The following is a 19,547-nucleotide window of genomic DNA, read 5'->3' on the forward strand; positions in this document are numbered from 1 at the left end:
TCTAATAATTCACGACATCAATTTGCAATCTACTGCGTTCGTGCATTACGCTTCACTGAATACTTTCCTAGTAAGTTTAGCTCTACAATTCAAAACAATATGAATGGTAGAGCTAAACTTACTAGGTTTATCGCTGATACTTACTAAAACTAATAATACTATGCAACGTCTACAATTTTTATGGCAGCTTTCTCGAACAAATAAACGAATAGTCAGTGTCTTGATTGATACGGTGCTGATTTTTCTTGCTTTTCATCTTGCAATCTTGGTGCGCTCAGGTGAAACCAATTACTTTACCTACCCCGCAGTATGGGGAATTCAGGTGGTTGTCACGCTGATCACCGTGGTGGTATTCGCACGTCTAGGCCTCTATCGTGCTGTACTGCGTTATCTCACCTTTCAAGCGCTGTTTGTTGTCACCGCTGGTGCAGTAGTCTCTGCTACTGTTGTGGCAGCATTGAGCTTTTACATGAGTGATCCGTTCCCCAGAACGGTCCCGATTATTTATGGTGCATTCTTAGCACTGTTTTGCGGAGGCCCTCGCGTAATCGTGCGTTCTCTTGTCGCACAAAGTTATGCAAATAACCAGAACAAAGAGGTGCTCATCTACGGCGCTGGTTCTGGTGGCCGTCAGCTAGCAATGGCATTAAGAAGTTCCGGCGAATATCGCGTTCGTGCTTTCGTTGATGGTGATCCGACACTGTGCAATACCATGATTTTGGGGTTGCCCGTGTTTGCAATAGAAGATGTCATGCCAGTCATCAATAAATACGACATCTCACAGATATTGCTAGCAGTACCCAGCGCGAAGCGTTCTCGCAGAAAGTTGATTTTAGATGATCTGGCTAAATTGCCAGTAGAAGTCCTAACTGTGCCAGACATGACGGATATTGTATCTGGTAAGGCAAAAATTGATGAGCTCAAAGATGTCGCGATTGAAGACTTGTTAGGGCGAGATCCTGTAGCGCCACAACAAGTGCTGCTTGAGGCAAACATCAAAGATAAAGTAGTTATGGTCACAGGCGCGGGCGGCTCTATCGGATCTGAGCTTTGTCGTCAGATTGTGGAGCAAAGCCCAACCGCGATCATTTTGTTTGAGCTGTCAGAATTCGGTTTGTACCAAATTGACCGTGAACTTAATCTGCTTAAACAACAAAAAGGCTTGAGCTGCGATATCATTCCGCTGTTAGGCTCGGTACAAAGACAGCACCGTTTAGAAACTATCATGGCGTCGTTTAAAGTACAAACCGTATATCACGCAGCTGCTTATAAGCACGTCCCGTTGGTGGAATACAATGTCATTGAAGGCGTGCGTAACAATGTTTACGGCACGTACTATACGGCGACTGCGGCCATTAAAGCAGGCGTCGAATCATTTGTTCTAATTTCTACCGACAAAGCGGTGCGCCCAACCAATGTAATGGGTACAACCAAGCGAATGGCGGAGCTTGGCTTACAAGCTTTGGCTGAGCAAGAGAACGAGAAAGCGAATGGCACTCGTTTTTGCATGGTGCGCTTTGGTAACGTGCTTGGCTCGTCTGGTTCTGTAATCCCATTATTTAAAAAGCAAATCGCAGCAGGTGGCCCAGTAACGGTAACGCATCCAGATATCACGCGTTACTTTATGACCATTCCAGAGGCAGCTCAACTTGTGATTCAAGCGGGTGCGATGGGCAAGGGCGGGGATGTGTTTGTTTTGGATATGGGCGAATCCGTAAAAATTACTGATTTGGCACGTAACCTTATCCAGCTTTCTGGTTTAGAAGTGAAAGCCGAGACGAACCCTTATGGTGACATTGAAATTCAGTTTGCAGGGCTTCGTCCAGGTGAAAAACTGTATGAAGAGTTACTGATTGGCGATAACGTTAAGCAAACCGCTCATGAGCGTATTATGACGGCGCATGAAGTCCACTTATCGTTGTCAGATTATGAATCGCTCATCAATGAACTTGATTTAGCCTGCCACGGAATGGACCATGAAAAAATTCGTTCATTGCTACTAAGCGCACCAACAGGTTTCAATCCAACTGATGGCATTGGCGATTTGGTTTGGAAGCATAACCATATTGATGAAGAGGTAATAAATATTCATCAAGCAGTCAATGAGTAAACGATGGGCACCTAGTATGGTGCCCATTTTTGTATGTGCAGTAAGCCTCGTAAAAGCACAGAGAATGCGGAACATTAGTTCTAAATCGTTGCTGGTCAGCGTGTAGCTATAAGATTCCTAGTCTCGCCAAGGCTCGCTGGAATGACGGTATTCGGCAATGTAAATCATGGCTAGGTAGCGTGGTCATTCTGAACAGTGAGGTACGAACGTGATTCAGAATCTACGAACTGAGTTTGAAAGCGTTAAGGCTACGAACTGAGACTAAAGGCGTGTGGGTAATAGATTCCTAATCTCGCTAAGGCTCGTTGGAATGACGAGGTTACGTTTGGCACTTTTTCTATCATCGAGAAGCGAAGCGAAGCGTTCCGTATTCCGTATATCACAACTACCACAAAAACTCTTAAAAACCTATGAACGATCAACAAACTCCCTCTAGGACCTAGGACCTAGGACTCTAGAAACCTAAAACCCCATCAATCAACAACCTTGATCCCGTACCTTTCAGTTAATTCCCCTAACTCGCGCTTCGCGTTCGTTTCTCCATGAATCAAGTGCACAGCTTTCGGTTTGGCTGGTATGCCTGTAATAAAGCGCAGTAAATCTGCTTGGTCTGCATGGGCGGAATAACCAGACATAGTGTGTATTTGAGCATTAACCTCAACACGTTGTTCACCAATAGATATCTCCGAGTCTCCCTGTTGAATGGCTTGCCCTAACGTGCCTTGTGCTTGGTAGCCTGCAAATAACACGTCGTTTTTCTCATCGGGTAGCAGCGCTTCTAAATAGTTAACGATACGGCCGCCCTCACACATACCAGATGCGGCAACGACAATGGCTGGCTCATCCGTGGAGGCAAGGCGGTTCACTAACGCTTGATGTTCTCGGTGGTTATCTACTGTGATGCATTGCTCAAAAGAGAGTGGGTGGCGTTGATGGTTTAGCTTGTTCTTTGCCTCTGTGCTCCAGAGCTTTTTAAAGCGGCGATAGGTTTTGGTCACTTGTTTAGCAAGCGGAGAGTCTAAAATGATGGGCAGAGAGGAATGCAAATCTCGTTGGTGGATCAACTGCTCGATATCAAAAAGCAGTTCTTGAGTTCTCCCCACACTGAACGCAGGAATAAGGATCACGCCACCATCTTTAAGTGCATGGTCAATGATCTGGTTTAAGCGCGCAGTACGTGTAGAAACATTGTCATGTTGTTTATTTCCATAGGTGGATTCAATAAATAAATAGTCCGCCTGTTTTGGTGATTTAGGATCGGGCAGCAGAGGAGTATTGCTAGGGCCAAGATCACCCGAGAAGACGATCACTTCACTGTTGGGCAGCTTGAACTCCACATAGGCAGAACCAAGAATATGGCCAGCAGGTTGAAAACGTAAATAGTGCTGCTCACCTAATGGTAGCCACTGTTGGTAGTGACAGGGCTTAAGCTGCTTTTTGATAACATTGAGTACCTGTTGGCGCTGATGGTACTTAAGCCCAAGCTGGAGCTTTAATCCATCTTCCAGCATCAATGGCACCAACTCTGCGGTTGCCTTGGTGCAATAGATAGGGCCTTTAAAACCAGCAGCAAGCAGCCAGGGCAAGCGTCCAATATGGTCAATATGCGCATGGGTCAATACTAGGGCTTTTACCTGTTTTATTGAGAACTCAATATTCAGTGAAGCATCACGCCCACCAAACTGAATATCCTTTCCTTGGAAAAGCCCACAATCAATCAAAATACTTCCAAGAGAGAGTTTTAGCTCATGGCAAGATCCCGTCACTGTATGTTTACCACCGTGATGGATAACACTGGCAAGGTCGCAGATGGTTGTTGTCATGGTCCGTCCTTAAGAAATGATGTCAGTTATATGGTACTGATTTAGCGCGTTGGGGTGGTGAACATTTAAGCAGAATGCGAGATGGGTTAGAGAAAGGTCTTAGGTTTAAAGATAGGGCCTAGGAAAAAAGCAGGTCCTAGGTTTTAGGGCCTAATGTTTTGGATTTTGGATTATGCGCAAACTTTGCTCTTGAATTATAAGAAGAATACTTGCCATTCTGAACAGTGAGGCACGAACGTGATTCAGAATCTACTGACCGGTTTTTAAAGAGTTAAGACGATAATTTGAGATTAAATTGCGTGTGGGTAGTAGATTCCTAGTCTCGCTAAGGCTCGCTGGAATGACGTGGTTCAGCCTCGGAAATCATGTCTATATAATATCGTCATTCTGAACAGTGAGGCACGAACGTGATTCAGAATCTACGGGTCGAATTTGAAAGCGTTAAGGCAATGAACAAGCTTTAATTGCGAGTGGTTAGTAGATTCCTAGTCTCGCTAAGGCTCGTTGGAATGACGTGGTTCAGTCAGGGAAATCATGTCTATACAATATTGTCATTCTGAACAGTGAGGCACGAAAGTGATTCAGAATCTACTGACCTGTTTTGAAAGAGTTAAGGTGATAACCTCAGATTACATCGCGTGTGGGTAACAGATTCCTAGTCTCGCTATGACTCGCTGAAATGAAGTGGTTGGGTATGTTGCCTTTTCTGTATTCTGTATTCGAAGCGTCCTGTATTCAAATAACTTCCTCAAAACCCATTTAAATACCCAGAACCTCCAACAAACGCTTTCTAGGACCCTAGGACCCTAGGACCCTGGGATCTTTACTACAAATTCTGATATTCTTTAGCAAAAATAAAATGAAGGATTAACCCATGAAAATCGCAGTTGCGGGGACCGGCTATGTAGGGCTTTCTAACGCTATGTTGTTAGCCCAAAATCATGAAGTGGTCGCAGTTGATATCATCCCAGAAAAAGTCGAATTGCTGAACAACAAGCAATCACCAATTGTGGATGCAGAGATTGAGTACTTTCTTGCCAATAAAACATTAAACTTTGTGGCAACAACAGACAAAGCGTCAGCTTATCGTGATGCAGAGTATGTGGTTATTGCGACCCCAACCGATTACGACCCAACCACCAATTACTTTAATACCTCATCAGTAGAAGCCGTCATCAAAGATGTCATGACGATTAACCCAGATGCGGTAATGGTGATCAAATCAACCGTGCCAGTTGGCTATACGGCGCGCATCAAACAAGAGATGAATTGCGAGAATATTATCTTCTCTCCAGAATTCTTGCGAGAGGGTAAAGCGCTTTACGATAACCTTTACCCATCACGTGTTATCGTTGGTGAGCGCAGTGAGCGTGCAGAAATGTTTGCAGGCCTGTTGGTTGAAGGGGCGATCAAAGAGGACATTCAAGTTCTGTTTACCGATTCGACAGAGGCCGAAGCGGTCAAACTGTTCTCTAATACGTACCTTGCAATGCGCGTGGCTTACTTTAATGAGTTGGATTCTTACGCCGAAGCACACGGCTTAGATGCGCGCCAAATCATTGAGGGGGTAGGCTTAGATCCACGTATTGGTAATCACTACAATAACCCATCATTTGGTTACGGTGGTTACTGTTTGCCGAAAGATACGAAGCAGCTCTTAGCTAACTACCAAGAAGTACCAAATAACATCATTGGTGCGATTGTAGAAGCAAACCGTACTCGCAAAGATTTTGTCGCAGAATCGATTATTAAGCGTCAGCCAAAAGTGGTCGGTATTTACCGCTTGATCATGAAAGCGGGGTCAGACAACTTCCGTGCATCTTCTATCCAAGGCATCATGAAGCGTATTAAGGCTAAAGGCATTGAAGTGGTGGTGTATGAGCCAGTACTGAAAGAGCAAGAGTTTTTTAATTCACGCGTTATTCAAGATTTGAACGAGTTTAAACAAACGGCGGACGTGATCGTATCTAACCGTATGGTTGAAGAGTTAGCGGACGTTGCAGAAAAAATCTATACCCGTGACTTATTTGGTAGTGACTAAATCCCCACCTATACTTCATAAAGCCAGTGAATATTCACTGGCTTTTTTATTCCAAGGAAAGGAATGCTATGAAGTATCTTGTAACAGGTGCGGCAGGCTTTATTGGTAGCGCGACCGCAGAAAAGCTTAATGCAGCAGGTCATGAGGTTGTTGGTATTGATAACCTTAACGATTACTACGATGTGAATCTAAAACACGCACGGTTAGCCCGCATTGAAAACCCATTGTTTAAGTTCGTAAATGTGGATATCGCAGATCGCGATGCGGTGACACGATTATTTGCGGCAGAAAAGTTTGAACGGGTGATTCATTTGGCCGCACAAGGTGGTGTACGTTACTCATTAGAAAACCCACACGCATACGCTGATTCAAACCTCGTTGGTCACCTTAATATTCTTGAGGGATGTCGCCACAATCAAGTGCAGCATTTGGTTTATGCATCATCGAGCTCTGTGTACGGATTAAATGCTAAAGTGCCATTTGCCACGTCAGACACAGTTGACCACCCAGTTTCCTTGTACGCCGCAACAAAGAAATCCAATGAGTTGATGGCTCACAGTTATTCTCACCTTTATGATATTCCGACTACGGGTCTGCGCTTTTTCACCGTTTATGGCGCTTGGGGCCGCCCAGATATGGCACCGTTCATCTTTACCAAGAAGATTCTGGATGGCGACATCATCGATATTAATAACAATGGTGACATGTGGCGAGATTTCACGCACGTCGATGACATCGTTGAGGGCGTGGTACGTATCGCAGATGTCATCCCACAAAAAAATGAGGCTTGGACGGTTGAAACGGGCACGCCAGCAAGCAGTTCTGCCCCGTATGCGGTGTACAACATCGGCCACGGCTCACCAATCAATTTGATGGATTTTGTAAAGGCGATTGAAGATGAGCTCGGCATTGAGGCCAAGAAAAATTTCCGAGAAATGCAGCCAGGTGATGTGTACCAAACCTATGCCGATACCGAGGATTTGTTTACCGCAACAGGTTACAAACCGCAAGTCAGCGTGAAAGAGGGCGTAGCAGAGTTTGTCGCTTGGTATAAGGATTTTTATGGGAAATAGATAGGATTTAGGGGAAAAGCAAGGTCCTAGGTTTAAAAGATAGGTCCTAGGATCCTAGGGCCAAATGTTTTGGATTACGGATTACGGATTACGGATTACGGATTACGGATTACGGATTACGGATTACGGATTACGGATTACGGATTACGGATTACGGATTACGGATTACGGATTACGGATTACGGATTACGGATTACGGATTACACGCAATCGTTAGCTTTGAGTAATAAGGAAAGCACTTGTCATTCTGAACAGTGAGGCTCGAACGTGATTCAGAATCTACGGGCCGAATTTGAAAATGTTAAGGCTATTCACAAGCTTTAACTCCGAATGGCTAATAGATTCCTAGTCTCGCGAAGGCTCGCTGGAATGACACAATTGGAGATGATGTGCTTTTCTGTAAGCGAAGCGGTCCGTATTCGGTATTCCCCAACGTCCACAAAAACCATTGACGTACACAGAGCATCCAACAATCTCTTTCTAGGACCCTAGGAACTAGGACCTATAGCCTAGGCCCTGCTTCAAAAACCAAAAAGGCCGATGCTTTCACATCGGCCTTTCGATTATCTATCGTCTATTACGAGATAAATTAAGCTTTAGCTGCAGCCGCTGCTTTAGCGATAGCGACGAAGCTCTTAGCGTCTAGAGAAGCGCCGCCAACTAGAGCACCATCGATGTCTGGTTGTGAGAAGTAAGCTTCAGCGTTTTCTGGCTTAACAGAACCGCCGTATTGGATGATTACTTGCTCTGCAACTGCTTCGTCTTTCGCTGCGATTAGTGCGCGGATAGAAGCGTGGATGCGTTGTGCATCTTCAGCTGTTGCTGCTTTACCAGTACCGATAGCCCAGATTGGTTCGTAAGCGATGATCGCACCGTTTAGCGCTTCAACACCGTAAGTGTCGATAACCGCGTTGATTTGACGTGCACATACAGCTTCAGTTTCGCCAGCTTCGTTTTGCGCTTCAGATTCACCGATACAGAAAACAGGCGTTAGGCCGTTTTCTTTTAGGAAGTTGAATTTCTTCGCGATGAACTCGTCAGATTCGTTGTGGTATTCACGACGCTCTGAGTGACCGATGATGATGTGAGTTGCTCCAAAGTCTTTCAGCATTTCTGGAGACATGTCGCCAGTGAACGCACCGCTGTTGTTTAGGTCAGTGTTTTGAGCACCTAGGATAATTTTGTTATCGCCTTCTGCGATGACACACTCAGCTAGACCGATGTAAAGAGCTGGTGGAGCTACTGCTACGTCAACGCCTTCAACGCCTTCAAGTTCAGCGTTAATACCCGCTAGTAGCTCAGTTACCATTGCTTTGCTACCGTTTAGTTTCCAGTTACCCATCACTACAGGACGACGCATAGGAATATCTCCCTTATCTTTAATGTCAAATAATCAATTAATGTAAAAAAATCTACGTAGGAATATAACAGAATAATGCGAACAGATCATGATTGGTGTCATGTCTTATTCGGCTTTCTTTATCTGCTCAATGCGGAATGTGTTCTGTTATTTTTGTTAAAAGCAAACGATTGGTGATCACGTAGACAGAATGATAGCTCAATCCTCGGAAATTGCTGCGTAGGTTGGTATTACTAAGGGTGAAAAGTTCGCCATAATCAGAAAGGAATCATAATGCCAAACTTAGTTTTAGAATATTCCAACTCGGTGGATGAGCGTGTCAATGTTCAAGGTTTATTAGAAGACTTACACAAAGTGGCTATTGGAACCGGATTGTTCGACGTTGCATCGGTTAAGTCCAGAGCATTGCGCTGTCATCATTGGTTAGTCGGCGATGAGGGCGATAGTGTGGACTTCATTCATCTTAACTTTGATTTACTCTCAGGCCGAACACCAGAGCAAAAGCGAGACCTGTCGAGAGCATTAATGACGGTGCTACAAGAGCAAGCTAGCCATGTACGTAGCCTAACGGTGAACGTTCGCGATATGGATATTGATTGTTTCCAGAAAGTGGTGAATTAGGGAAACAGAGAGGTCCTAGGTTTAAAAGACAGATCCTAGGGCCTAATGTTTTTGATTACGGATTACGCGCAAACGTTGTTTCTGGTTGGAAGACAAATACTGTCATTCTGAACAGTGAGGAACGAACGTGATTCAGAATCTACCGACCGAGTTTGATATCACTAAGGCAATGTACTGAAACTAAATAGTCCGCTAATAGTAGATTCCTAGTCTCGCTGAGGCTCGCTGGAATGACAAGGTTGCTTGAAGTGCTTTTCTGGATTACGCGCAAACGTTGTTTCCGGTTGGAAGAGAAATGCTGTCATTCTGAACAGTGAGGAACGAACGTGATTCAGAATCTACTAACTGAGAGATCGTTGGTTGAAGGCGCGAGTTTGGGCCAAGTGTTTGTTGATGAAAGATTCCTAGTCTCGCTTAGGCTCGCTGGAATGACAAAATAGCTTGATGTGTGCTTTCCCGTATTCCATAAGCGTAGCGCTCCGTATTCGGTATTCTAATCAATTTTTCAAAAACTCATTGAAGCGCTCCGAACGCCCAATAAGCTCTTCCTAGGACCCTAGGACCCTAGGACCCTAGGACCTTTTTTCATTCCTTTTCTTTGCCCTTTATTGTGCTCTTCGTTACTCTATACCCATTCTAGTTTTTGGATAAAAGTCGATGTCGATTAAAGAGTTACTATTTTCGTTTCAAGGGCGTATAGGCCGAAAAACATATTGGGCATGGAATATTGTTTACTATATCTCGATACTCGGCTTTGGCGTAGGTATCAACAAGCTGTTCTCGGCATTTTCTTACATCATTTTACCGGTGTTTCTGCTTATTTTACTCATTCCTGATCTGGCGATAACGACCAAACGCTGGCATGACCGTAATAAGTCCATCTACTGGCTAGCATTAAACATTCCTTTGATTATTGGTCGAATTGCTACGCCAATGACAAACCCAGATGCTCAGGCAGCATCGACACCGCAAATGTTGATTGCTTCTGTCTCATTGATTTGTGGTGTATGGATTTTGGTAGAGTGTGGTTTCTTGAAAGGAACTGCAGGCCAGAACCACTACGGACCAGAGCCGGAGTAAAAGGAAAAGAAAGGCCCTAGGTAAAAAGCAGGTCCTAGGATCCTAGGGCTTAAAATCTTGGGTTACTGATTACGCGCAATCGTGGTCTTTTCTGTATTCTGTATTCTGTAAGCGAAGCGCCCGGTATTCCAACAGCCTTCTCAATAACTCATTGAAACGTATAAACGTCTAGCGCGCTCCAACTAGGATATAGGACCTAAAAACCTAGGGCCTAAGAACGTTCAATAAAAATCATCCCTATCTTTAAACGTCTTTAAACTCACCACATCCGCTTTTTGCGCCGGTGCCGTTTCCCCTTGCAGCGCTTCTCTAAACTTCACGACTTGTTTTTGCAGTTCGTTCATTAACACCACGTTAGTATGGTTGGGGTTCTTACAATTATTAATGACTCGGTCTATATGGCTTTGTTGCGCCCATAAGCGTGGTTGCATTTCTTCTGAGGCACTTTCAATCATCTCTTTTGCCATTTCATGGCGGAACTGCTCAAAGGCTTCAGGATCGTGTTTGGCCATTTTGACCATATCATCGAATGAGGGTAAAACTTGTGGCTTGTGAGGGGCAGTCATGTTGTCTCCCAATCCATAGGACGCTGCTTTTATTAGTAAAAGCGTAATCCACTGGGGAAAGGAGGATAGGGGGATTTGGCTATGGTCTCATTTATAAGAAACTTAGGGCGGAGTCTTTGGCGCAGAGTTCTCGGCATCGCTAGTCATTTGCTAACGATGGCCATTCGGTACAGATAGCCGTAGAGAAATCAGTCAGAGATGGGTTCTTGAATGCGATAAACGCAGCGGCGCTGACCGTTGATAATGTGTTCTGTGCGCTCTATGAGCGTATCGTTACCTAACAGTGATTGAAACACATTGAGCTCAGATTGACACAAACTAGGGCAACGAGTTGCGGCCTTGCAAATAGGGCAGTGGTTCTCGATGAGGATGAGGCCTTGTTCGTCTTGATCCAACTCCGCCATGTAACCCTCTTTCTCGCGCAGTGAAACTAACTTATTGAGTTTGTCTTCCAATGAATCACATTGTGCAAGATGCCATTGGTAGTGTTTAAGCGTGAGCTTTTCTCGCTCTGATGTGACTTTATCGAGCCCGTCTTTACCAAAAATGTGCTCAACGGCTTCAATAAATTGGATGGTTAGTTCGCCATGGCGATCAGCAAACTGCTCATGCCCTTTTTGAGTTAATGACCAATGACGAGTAGGGCGACCCACTTTCACTTTCACATCATGAATCGATAGGATGCCGTCATCTTCTAAACCTTGTAGGTGCTGACGAGCCCCCATGGTTGTCATGTTCAGTTCGGAAGAGAGTTGCTTCGCAGTGACAGAGCCATCACGCTTAACGATTTGCAAAATCCTATCTACGGTTTTCATATGCCCACCATCTATACATCAGTACATATTATGCGCGATAGGATTAGTAAAGAGAAGAGTTGACTTAGTTTTGGGGGAAACAAGGTTTAAAAGATAGATCCTAGGGAAAACAGAGAGGTCCTAGGAGAAAGGCAAGTTCCTAGGATCCTAGGCCCTAGGAACTTTGTATCTGTTTAAAGAATAATATCGCGTACTTCAGGGTCTTTACGCTCTAGGTAGTGCGTAGACTTGATACGGCGGATAGTACGACAGCGGCCGCGGATAAGCAGAGTTTCTGTTGTTGCGATGTTGCCTTGGCGAGTGATCCCCTCAAGTAGATCGCCCTTAGTAATACCTGTCGCCGAGAAGATAACATTGTCGCTGCGAGCCATGTCTTCCATCTTAAGAACAACATTTGCTTGTACGCCCATTTCTTCACAACGCTTAAGCTCAGCAGTGCCGTAAATGCGGTTTTCTTCGGTATCGCCTTTGACTTCGTGACGAGGAAGAAGTCGGCCATGCATATCACCATCTAGTGCGCGAATGACTGCTGCAGAAACCACACCCTCAGGCGCACCACCGATGCAGTACATTAAATCTACTTCGCTGTCAGGCATACAAGTTAGAATAGAAGCCGCTACATCACCATCAGGCACAGCGAATACGCGCACACCCATCGCTTGCATTTCTGCAATCACGTCATCATGACGAGGTTTTGCTAGTGTGATAACAACCAACGTATCAAGTGATTTGTTTAATGCTTTCGCAACGTTTTCTAGGTTTTCTTTTAGCGGTTTATTGAGGTCAATCGCGCCTTTCGCGCCAGGGCCTACCACTAACTTTTCCATGTACATGTCTGGTGCTTTTAAGAAGCTGCCTTTTTCACCGGCCGCCAATACCGCTAATGCGTTCGATTGGCCCATTGCCGTCATGCGAGTACCCTCGATAGGATCTACTGCGATATCGACAGCATCACCACCCGTACCCACTTGCTCACCAATGAAAAGCATAGGAGCATCATCGATCTCACCCTCACCGATAACGATTTCACCGCTAATGTCGGTTTTGTTTAGTAGGGTTCGCATCACTTCAACGGCAGCACCGTCAGCTGCGTTTTTGTCACCGCGGCCAAGCCATTTGTAGCCAGCCAGAGCGGCACCTTCAGTAACACGGGAAAATGCCATTGCTAAATCGCGTTTCATGATGTCTCCAAGTAACAAGAGGGAAGAAAAATTTGCGCGGCGATTCTACCACATCGCAAGTTAAACGTTTGCCTTTTTGCTGAGCTTTAACTCTAACTAACTTGAATTCGATCAATTATCGGGTGAGTTTTTAATGTGAAGAAGCCAAAAATAGAGTGCAAAAAAACTTCACTGTTCAGAAAAGTCAGAGTTTAGTGAGATTGCGCTGATTTTTTGACCGAATGATGCAAAATATCGAATATAGTAAGTGTTTCTCGTCGCTACGCTGAGTAGAATGAATCTTATAGGTTAGGTGCCGACGATTTGTCGTGTATCGTCCCCACGGAACAATAAAGGTAGGCCAAGATGTCTTTTGAAGTACTAGAAAAACTAGAAGCAAAAATTCAAACTGCAGTTGATACAATCACTCTTCTTCAGATGGAAGTTGAAGAGCTGAAAGAAGACAAAGTAAAGCTAGAAGCAGAAGCAAATGAGCTTCGCTCTCAGCGTGAAGATCTAGAGCAGAAATCTCAACAAGCTCAACAAGAGCATGCTCAATGGCAAGAGCGCATTCGTGCACTACTTGGCAAAATGGACGAAGTGGAATAATTCACTCCATATCCAGAATTTAAAACACCCGCCTCGGCGGGTGTTTGTGTATTTGGGCAAAAGAAAGATCCTAGGGAAAGACAGTTCCTAGGATCCTAGGTTCTAGGGCCTAAGCTTTTGTATTACGGATTACGCACAAACGTTTTTATGCAGTGTAAAAATACTGTCATTCTGAACAGTGAGGAACGAACGTGATTCAGAATCTACCGGCCGAGTTTGATATCACTAAGGTAATGTACTGAAACTAAATAGTCCGCTAATAATAGATTCCTAGTCTCGCTGAGGCTCGCTGGAATGACAAGGTTGCTTGAAGTGCTTTTCTGAATTCCGCACAAACGTTTTTATGCAGTGTAAAAATACCGTCATTCTGAACAGTGAGGGACGAACGTGATTCAGAATCTACAGACCGAGTTTGATACACTAAGGTAATGTACTGAAACTAAATAGTCCGCTAATAATCGATTCCTAGTCTCGCTGAGGCTAGTTGAAATGACAAGATAGCTTGATGTGTGCTTTTCCACGTATTCCGTAAGCGAAGCGTTCCGTATTCCATCCACCTTCTAAAAAGGCCAATGAAATGCACAAACTCACAGAGCGCTCCACCTAGGGCCTAAAACTTAGGCTCTAACACCTAAGATCTATTCTTCTTCACCTAACTCGAGATCCACATTGAGTGGTTCTGGGGATAGAATAATGCCTGTGCTGTCAGCGTAGACGTAATCTTCCGGCAAGAAGCTGACGCTGCCAAAGTTTACTGGTACATCATGCTCACCAATACCTTGGCTTGCTGCGCCTACAGGAATAGAGGCAAGGGCTTGAATGCCTAAGTTCATGTCTTCGAGTACGTCAACTTCGCGAACGCAGCCATAAACAATAATGCCTTCCCATTCATTTTCTTCGGCTAGCGCTGCAATTTCTGCATCAATTAGCGCTTTACGTAAGGAACCGCCACCGTCAATCAGCAGTACACGTCCGATGCCGTCTTGTTCGAGAGTTTCACGGATCAATGCATTGTCTTCAAAGCATTTTATGGTCGTGATCTGGCCTGCAAACGATGCGCGACCACCAAAGTTACTGAACATCGGTTCGACAACATCTACCTGGTCGAGGTAAATATCGCAAAGTGCTGAAGTGTTGTATTCCATGGCGTACCTTTCTTAAACAGAAAACGTTGTCTTTGAGTATATCTAGGCATTAAGTCAATGCAACGAGATTCCTTTTTTAACTTATCAGAGTTTGAGCTACCACAATTGTTGCAAACAGAACATTCGTTACCAGTGAGCATTTCACGATGACGGGCATCATTGGTGCGATTTGTGCAGGAGCTTTGGTTTCCCAAACGGCTTTACCATGATGCGCGACAACATAAATACTGAGCAAAAAGGGCAGACTGATCCAAACGGGTTTATCTTGGATTAATAAGTAAACGGCGAACGCAAGCAGTGCGCCAGCAAGCAAAATGAAGTGGTATTGTTTTGCTTTTCGTTGCCCGAGGCGAACGGCAACCGTGCGTTTTCCACATTCCGTGTCGTTTTCGATATCACGCATGTTGTTGATATTAAGAACGGCAACCGCCAGTAAACCACAACCCAGTGCAGGCAGAAACAGCGCCGCATCGACGTGACCGGTATGCAGAAAATAAGTGCCAGAAACGCCAAGCAGACCAAAGAATAGGAACACGGAGAGATCGCCCAAGCCGACATAGCCATATGGTTTGCTGCCCATGGTGTAAGCGATGGCCGCTAAGATGGCAAGCACACCCAAACCGATAAAAGTGATGATACTTTCAAACGAGCTGAGTGAGTAAAAAACTAAGATAAGGCCAGCAATGATCGTCAGCACAACATTAAAGATGATCGCTTTTTTCATTTGCTCAGCGGTTACCGCGCCAGATTGCATCGCACGCTGAGGGCCTAAACGATTTTCGTTGTCAGTGCCTTTGACCGCATCGCCATAATCATTGGCAAGATTGGATAGGATTTGCAATAAGGTGGCGGTGACAAATGCCATGATCGCAATGGTCATTGAAAATTGCCCGGTTGAATAGGCGAGCACGCTACCGGTGAGAATAGAGACCAGAGCGAGGGGTAATGTTTTCGGGCGTGCGGCATCGAGCCAAATTTGCAATGATTGTTTCATGGATATTTCGTGCTAGTAACCAATGTGCCCAGTATAAGCACAAAGTCACCAATGCGCTATTGACTTAAAGCAACTCACTCTTGAGTCGATGAGTAAATCGACCAAGTAAAACAAAAGCATAACGCAAGCAAAGGGGTTGAGAACTTAGAGGTTTAGCATTGCAAACTAAGATTGCAAAAACTTCCCCTAGGACCTAGGACCTAGGACTTAGGAATCTTGGATCTTTGATTTAGACAAAAAAGCCCAGAATATAACATTCTGGGCTTTCCATAGTGTTCGCGTATTGGCGATTAAAGAATAAAGCGGCTTAGGTCTTCGTTCTCGATGGTGTCACCAAGACGCTCTTTCACGTAAGCGGCATTAATCACGAACTTTTCGCCAGCTTTCTCTGTTGCGTCGTAAGAGATTTCATCCATCAGACGTTCCATCACCGTATGTAGACGACGCGCACCAATGTTTTCTGTGGTTTCGTTTACTGTCCACGCCGCTTCTGCAATTTGAGTGATGCCGTCTTCTGTGAATTCGACATCCACGCTTTCGGTTTTCATCAGCGCGATGTACTGCTCGGTTAAAGACGCCTTAGGCTCAGTCAGAATTCGTTTGAAGTCATTGCTGGTGAGCGCCTCAAGTTCGACACGAATAGGCAGACGACCTTGCAGTTCAGGGATCAGATCAGATGGCCTCGCGACTTGGAATGCGCCCGATGCTACAAACAGGATGTGGTCGGTTTTCACCATGCCGTGCTTAGTAGAGACCGTGCTGCCCTCGATAAGTGGCAGTAGGTCACGCTGAACACCTTCACGAGAAACGTCAGGGCCTGAACTTTCGCCACGCTTACAAATCTTGTCGATTTCATCGATGAAGACGATACCATTGTTTTCTACGTTGAAAATCGCAGATTCTTTTAGCTCTTCATGGTTAACCAGTTTTGCTGCTTCTTCTTCTGCCAACGCTTTCATGGCGTCTTTGATTTTCAGTTTGCGTTTTTTCTTGGTGTCACCCGCAAGGTTTTGGAACATGCCTTGTAGCTGGTTGGTCATCTCTTCCATACCAGGAGGCGCCATGATCTCCACGCCCATTTGCGGTGCAGCCACATCGATTTCGATTTCTTTATCGTCTAGCTGACCTTCACGCAGTTTCTTACGGAAGACTTGACGCGTGTTCGATGTGTCTTCTTTTTGCTCTGTTTGACCCCAAGCATCACGCGCTGGTGGCAATAGGGCATCAAGAACACGTTCTTCCGCTTGCTCTTCTGCGCGGAATTTTACTTTTTCCATCGCTTGCTGGTGGGTCATCTTCACAGCAACGTCGGTGAGATCGCGGATGATGGTTTCCACTTCTTTACCGACATAACCGACTTCAGTGAACTTGGTTGCTTCTACTTTGATAAATGGTGCGTTTGCCAGCTTAGCAAGACGACGAGCAATCTCGGTTTTACCTACACCAGTTGGACCAATCATTAGAATGTTTTTTGGTGTTACTTCGACACGTAGGCTTTCTTCAAGCTGCATACGACGCCAGCGGTTACGCAATGCAATCGCAACCGAACGTTTTGCTTTATCTTGACCAATAATGTGGCGGTTCAGTTCATGAACGATTTCGCGAGGAGTCATTTCAGACATATTTTTTCCTTACTTCGTTACGATTACGTTTAAGCCGTTGGCTTAGGAAGTTCTACTGTAGATTCTAGTTCCTCTACAGTGTGATTGTGGTTGGTGAATACACAGATGTCGCCAGCGATGTTTAGCGCTTTTTCTGCGATTTCGCGCGCGTCTAGGTCTGTGTTTTCTAATAGTGCGGTTGCAGCGGCTTGTGCGTATGCGCCGCCAGAGCCGATAGCGATTAGATCGTTTTCTGGCTGAACTACGTCACCGTTACCTGTGATGATAAGAGATGCGGTTTCATCGGCTACCGCTAATAATGCTTCTAGCTTGCGAAGTGCGCGATCACTGCGCCAGTCTTTTGCCAGTTCCACAGCCGCTTTCGTTAAGTGGCCTTGGTGCATTTGCAGCTTGCTTTCAAAGCGCTCGAATAGGGTAAATGCATCCGCAGTACCGCCAGCGAAGCCTGCTAATACTTGATTGTTGTATAGGCGACGTACTTTACGAGCATTACCTTTCATGACGGTATTGCCTAGCGATACTTGGCCATCACCCGCAATGACAACTTTGTTGTTTCGACGTACAGATACAATGGTAGTCACAGTCGACCTCTTAATTATTTCTTTTGGATTTAATTAAGTATATGGGGGAAAGGATTTAGGGATTCAAGGGGGCGAAAACAAAGGTTCTAGGGAAAACGAGATAGGTCCTAGGATCCTAGGTTCTAGGCCCTAAAAACTTAGGACCTATTATCCAAGGATCTTGTCTTAAAAATTCTCTTTCCAAATTGCGCACGGCTCTATTTTCGCGCGTTGCAATTTATGGCGATCTTTTTCAGCATCTCGTTTGAATTTGTATGGACCAAGTACCACACGATACCAAGAGCTGCCATCTTTCTTGATGACGTTACTGCTAATACCTTGGAAAGCGATAGCCAGTTTGCGCTCTTCTGCTTGGCTTTGCTTTTTGTAAGCGCCGCACTGCATTACGTATGGGATTTTAGAGACTTCGACTTCTTTCGCGATGACTTCTACTTCACGATTCGGCAGAGACTCGACGTATTCCCACTTTTCTTCCGGAGGGGGAGGCAGTTCTTTTTTAGGTTTAGGTTTGCTGGTGGAGGTTTGCTGTTGAACGACAGGTTGCTCTGGCTCAGGATCTGAGTTCAGCAGGTAAAGGCCATAGCCAAAGCCGCCCACGAGCAAAAGAGCAAGTAGACCACTACGCCAAGGTTTCTTTCGAGAGGGTTGTTTCTTCGCGCTTTTCTTCGGAGCGCCGCGTCCTCTTCTTACATAATCTTTATTTGCCACGGTTACTTCAGGTCATCGATGATTCTGCGAAATATGTTAATCCAGAACGCAATGAGAAAACACCCTATTCACATAATCTTGTGAGTTTGAGGGAAAGGTCCTAGGATCTAGGCCCTAATAACCTAGACCCTTTCTCATCCCTATCGTAACGGTGGCGCAGCACTGCCACGTACGACAAGTTTGGTATCAAGTAGACGAGAGCCAGAATGTACGTCGTGGCCTTTAAGGAGCTCTAACATCATTAACATGGCTTGTCGGCCAATTTCATAACGAGGCTGAGAAACGGTCGTTAACGGTGGATCGCAGTATTGAGCAAACTGAATATCATCAAACCCGACGACAGATAGATCTTGAGGTACTCGCCAACCAAGCCGTTTTGCTTCTTGGAGCGCGCCAATCGCCATCGTGTCACAATGACAAAATATGGCGGTTGGTGGCTCGGAAAGCTCGAGTAGCTTACGCACCGCTTGGGCACCACCCTCGAAAGAGAAGTCGGTAACTACGCTGTATTGTGCATTCTGAGTAATGCCAGCGCGGCGCAGTGCTTGCTGATAACCTTGTTGGCGGAATTGACAAAGCACAGCCGTCTCTGGGCCAGACACTTGTGCGATTCGCTTATGTCCGAGGTGAGTGAGATAGTTGACGGCTTCAAAAGCTGCGGTGAGGTTATCAATGTGCACGGTTGGCAGTTCAAGCTCAGGGGCGAACTCACATGCCATGACCATAGGAGGCAAATTCTTCTGTTCAGGTTTGCTGACATCAAATGGCAGGTCGGTACCTAGCAATAACATGCCATCGGCTTGTTTGGTAAAGACTAAGTTGACGAATGAGCTCTCACGCTTTTTCTGCTGCCCGCTATCGCCAAGTAGAACTAAGTAGCCATGCTCCATCGCCGCATCTTCGATACCGCGAATGATCTCCGAAAAATAAGGATCACAGATGTCCGGCACTATAGTGACAATGGTTTTTGATTCATTTCTACGTAAATTGCGTGCTAATGAATTTGGAGAATAGCCAGCCTCAAGTACGGCATCTTCAACACGTTGTCTGGTGGAAGATGAGACTTTTTCTGGGTTCATGAGCGCTCGTGAAACTGTCGCTGTCGAAACCCCCGCAAGCTGGGCAACATCCTTCATTGTCGCCATAGTTATACCCTCTCAAAGTTTTGCCAAATTGACGTTAGTCGTTGTTTTAATGTCAGTCCAAGCTATTTTCCAGCGTAAGACTTTGCTAATTTGA

Annotated in this window: 18 protein-coding genes; 7 read left to right on the forward strand and 11 right to left on the reverse strand. The window is 45.3% G+C overall.

Annotated elements, in window-relative coordinates; genetic code table 11:
• Positions 1–160: 160 nt before the first annotated feature.
• Positions 161–2,110: a polysaccharide biosynthesis protein gene (locus tag VA249_RS01165; protein WP_221068547.1), complete on the forward strand. Its 1,950-nt coding sequence runs from the start codon at positions 161–163 to the stop codon at positions 2,108–2,110.
• 473 nt (positions 2,111–2,583) lie between these two features.
• On the opposite strand, the gene VA249_RS01170 is transcribed toward VA249_RS01165, so the two are convergent.
• The gene (locus tag VA249_RS01170; protein WP_221068548.1) at positions 2,584–3,933 is read right to left on the reverse strand and encodes an MBL fold metallo-hydrolase RNA specificity domain-containing protein; all 1,350 of its coding nucleotides are present in this window, start codon (positions 3,931–3,933) and stop codon (positions 2,584–2,586) included.
• Positions 3,934–4,807: 874 nt separating this feature from the next.
• Here VA249_RS01170 and VA249_RS01175 point away from each other — a divergent pair.
• The 3 genes from VA249_RS01175 (at position 4,808) to VA249_RS01185 (ending at position 7,264) form a co-directional block, all read left to right on the forward strand.
• On the forward strand, positions 4,808–5,974 hold the full coding sequence (locus tag VA249_RS01175; protein ID WP_221068549.1) for a nucleotide sugar dehydrogenase: 1,167 nt from the start codon (positions 4,808–4,810) through the stop codon (positions 5,972–5,974).
• 68 nt (positions 5,975–6,042) lie between these two features.
• On the forward strand, positions 6,043–7,047 hold the full coding sequence (locus VA249_RS01180; protein WP_221068550.1) for an NAD-dependent epimerase: 1,005 nt from the start codon (positions 6,043–6,045) through the stop codon (positions 7,045–7,047).
• A gap of 64 nt (positions 7,048–7,111) precedes the next feature.
• Entirely contained in the window at positions 7,112–7,264 is a 153-nt protein-coding gene (locus tag VA249_RS01185) for a hypothetical protein (RefSeq protein ID WP_221068551.1), read from the forward strand.
• Between the two features lie 372 nt (positions 7,265–7,636).
• Here VA249_RS01185 and tpiA read toward each other — a convergent pair whose 3' ends face one another.
• The gene (tpiA, locus tag VA249_RS01190) at positions 7,637–8,407 is read right to left on the reverse strand and encodes a triose-phosphate isomerase (RefSeq protein ID WP_128811859.1); all 771 of its coding nucleotides are present in this window, start codon (positions 8,405–8,407) and stop codon (positions 7,637–7,639) included.
• Between the two features lie 273 nt (positions 8,408–8,680).
• Between tpiA and VA249_RS01195 the strand changes: the two genes are divergently transcribed.
• Together VA249_RS01195 and VA249_RS01200 are read left to right on the forward strand one after the other, a co-directional pair.
• Positions 8,681–9,028, forward strand: a complete 348-nt coding sequence (locus tag VA249_RS01195; protein ID WP_221068552.1) for a 5-carboxymethyl-2-hydroxymuconate Delta-isomerase — start codon at positions 8,681–8,683, stop codon at positions 9,026–9,028.
• A 657-nt stretch (positions 9,029–9,685) separates the two neighbouring features.
• Positions 9,686–10,108: a DUF805 domain-containing protein gene (locus VA249_RS01200; RefSeq protein ID WP_221068553.1), complete on the forward strand. Its 423-nt coding sequence runs from the start codon at positions 9,686–9,688 to the stop codon at positions 10,106–10,108.
• Between the two features lie 221 nt (positions 10,109–10,329).
• Here VA249_RS01200 and VA249_RS01205 read toward each other — a convergent pair whose 3' ends face one another.
• From VA249_RS01205 to glpX, 3 genes are all read right to left on the reverse strand, one after another.
• The gene (locus VA249_RS01205; protein ID WP_221068554.1) at positions 10,330–10,674 is read right to left on the reverse strand and encodes a DUF3135 domain-containing protein; all 345 of its coding nucleotides are present in this window, start codon (positions 10,672–10,674) and stop codon (positions 10,330–10,332) included.
• A gap of 188 nt (positions 10,675–10,862) precedes the next feature.
• Positions 10,863–11,489: a helix-turn-helix transcriptional regulator gene (locus VA249_RS01210; protein ID WP_221068555.1), complete on the reverse strand. Its 627-nt coding sequence runs from the start codon at positions 11,487–11,489 to the stop codon at positions 10,863–10,865.
• A gap of 173 nt (positions 11,490–11,662) precedes the next feature.
• Entirely contained in the window at positions 11,663–12,670 is a 1,008-nt protein-coding gene (gene glpX / locus VA249_RS01215; RefSeq protein WP_221068556.1) for a class II fructose-bisphosphatase, read from the reverse strand.
• Positions 12,671–13,015: 345 nt separating this feature from the next.
• Here glpX and zapB point away from each other — a divergent pair, with 345 nt between their 5' ends.
• On the forward strand, positions 13,016–13,258 hold the full coding sequence (gene zapB, locus VA249_RS01220; RefSeq protein WP_211915513.1) for a cell division protein ZapB: 243 nt from the start codon (positions 13,016–13,018) through the stop codon (positions 13,256–13,258).
• A 638-nt stretch (positions 13,259–13,896) separates the two neighbouring features.
• Here zapB and rraA read toward each other — a convergent pair.
• The 6 genes from rraA to cytR all read right to left on the reverse strand — a co-directional run bounded on the left by rraA (position 13,897) and on the right by cytR (position 19,453).
• Positions 13,897–14,403, reverse strand: a complete 507-nt coding sequence (gene rraA / locus VA249_RS01225; RefSeq protein WP_128811845.1) for a ribonuclease E activity regulator RraA — start codon at positions 14,401–14,403, stop codon at positions 13,897–13,899.
• Between the two features lie 76 nt (positions 14,404–14,479).
• Positions 14,480–15,397 (reverse strand): 1,4-dihydroxy-2-naphthoate polyprenyltransferase, encoded by a 918-nt coding sequence (locus VA249_RS01230; RefSeq protein ID WP_221068557.1) that lies wholly within the window; start codon positions 15,395–15,397, stop codon positions 14,480–14,482.
• Positions 15,398–15,687: 290 nt separating this feature from the next.
• Positions 15,688–17,019: an HslU--HslV peptidase ATPase subunit gene (gene hslU / locus VA249_RS01235; protein WP_221068558.1), complete on the reverse strand. Its 1,332-nt coding sequence runs from the start codon at positions 17,017–17,019 to the stop codon at positions 15,688–15,690.
• 29 nt (positions 17,020–17,048) lie between these two features.
• Positions 17,049–17,600 (reverse strand): ATP-dependent protease subunit HslV, encoded by a 552-nt coding sequence (gene hslV / locus VA249_RS01240; protein ID WP_038864894.1) that lies wholly within the window; start codon positions 17,598–17,600, stop codon positions 17,049–17,051.
• A 165-nt stretch (positions 17,601–17,765) separates the two neighbouring features.
• A complete protein-coding gene (locus tag VA249_RS01245) occupies positions 17,766–18,308 on the reverse strand; it encodes an SPOR domain-containing protein (RefSeq protein WP_221068559.1) in 543 nt (180 codons plus the stop codon).
• 140 nt (positions 18,309–18,448) lie between these two features.
• Positions 18,449–19,453 carry a DNA-binding transcriptional regulator CytR gene (gene cytR, locus VA249_RS01250; RefSeq protein WP_221068560.1) on the reverse strand — a complete coding sequence of 335 codons (1,005 nt, stop codon included), beginning with the start codon at positions 19,451–19,453 and terminating at the stop codon, positions 18,449–18,451.
• Positions 19,454–19,547 lie beyond the last annotated feature (94 nt).

It is taken from the genome of Vibrio alfacsensis, from assembly GCF_019670485.1.
Lineage (GTDB): Bacteria > Pseudomonadota > Gammaproteobacteria > Enterobacterales > Vibrionaceae > Vibrio > Vibrio alfacsensis.